Here is a 1459-nt window from a genome sequence, read left to right as displayed (position 1 = left end):
GCGAAGGACTCTCAATGACCGTGTCAAGCCGCAGCAGCCGTCGGGGCAGGTGTGTCGAAGCTGAATTCACGTCCGTCTCGCAGCAGTGCCCACAACACGTCGACCAGGCGCCGGGCCAGGGCTAGAAGGGCTTGGGTATGAATGAGTCGCTCACCGCGTTTTCTGTCGTAGAACCGCCGCGAGGGCCCGTTCTCGTAGCGCAGACTCGACAGGGCGGCCATGAAGAACACGCGCCGCATGCGCCGGTTGTAGCGTTTCGGGCGGTGCAGGTTGCCGCTGACCCGGCCCGAGTCCCGGGGAACCGGGACGAGGCCGGCATAGGAGGCCAAGCGGCCAGCGCTGGCGAAGTTGGCCAGGTCACCGCCGGTGCCGACGAGGAACTCCGCCCCCAATCCGGGACCCATGCCGGGCAGGGATTCGATGATGCGCGCCCACGGGTGTTCCCGGAATCGGGTCGTGATGAGTTTGTCGGTGTCCTTGATCTCCCGGTCCAGATCCAGGAGCTTGCGCGCGATGCGTTTGACCAGCATCGCGGTGTCGGCCTCACCGGGCAGGGCCACGCTCTGGCGTCCGGCGGCCTCGACCGCGGCGACGGCCACCTTGGCGATGCCCGGCTTCCACGCGCCGTTGTTGGTGAGATGCGTTGTGACACCGTCGATTCCGTACGACCGGATCTCTGCGGGGGTGCACATTCCGGCGACAAGGATCAGCGGGGTCCGATTCGCGAAGTCGAACGCGGCCTCCAACGCGGGAAAGATCGACCCGAGCAGCGCGCGCAACCGGTTGACCCCGGCCACCCAATCCGCCATCAGATCGGTGCGGTAGCTGGTCAGCTGAGTCAGCCCGACCACGAGCTCATCAGGCATCACAACCTGGTTGAGATCCTCACGCAGGCGGGCACTCTGGGCGATCACCCGCGCGTCCTTGGCATCGGTCTTGCCCTCGCCGCGGAAACTGCCGGTCATCGAATTCACCACCCGGCCCGGCACATACGTCACCGGCTGATCAGCGGCCAACAGCACCGTGATCAGCAGCAACGCCATCGGACTGGTCAGATCGATCGCCCAGTGCACCCGCTCGCCAGCCTGACCAGCGCGCGCGATCAACGCCTCGATCGCAGCCTCGTCGTTGCCGAACTTCTGGCTGAACACCGTTTTTCCGGTCTCGTCCACCGCGCACGCGTGATGCGCGTGCTTGCCGACATCGATCCCGACCCAGATCTGAGGGCGAATTGTCACCCACGTGCTCCTGACCTCGCAGCTTCAGCCCATGGACAACCCCGCCGACAGATCCCTAACCAGCGACGACCGCAACAAGCTCTCAATCAGCAGCCGGAGCGTCCAGCACGGTGGGGCAGCCAGTCCTTCGGAGCCTCAACAGAGACAAAACCCCATCAGCTACACCCCACCGCCCTGGGCATCCAGGGCACCAACCCCAGACACCTACAAACTTAGGGAAA

At 65.2% G+C, this 1459-nt stretch carries 1 protein-coding gene; it reads right to left on the bottom strand.

Annotation, left to right across the window (positions count from 1 at the left end; translation table 11 throughout):
- Positions 1 to 23: 23 nt before the first annotated feature.
- On the bottom strand, positions 24 to 1238 hold the full coding sequence (locus tag ACIBI6_RS41160; RefSeq protein WP_396960598.1) for an IS110 family transposase: 1215 nt from the start codon (positions 1236 to 1238) through the stop codon (positions 24 to 26).
- Positions 1239 to 1459 lie beyond the last annotated feature (221 nt).

This window comes from Nocardia sp. NPDC050412 (assembly GCF_044458825.1).
Classification (GTDB): Bacteria; Actinomycetota; Actinomycetes; order Mycobacteriales; family Mycobacteriaceae; genus Nocardia.
Note: the sequence above shows the minus strand (reverse complement) of the source record. Positions and strands in the feature narration are given on the sequence as shown.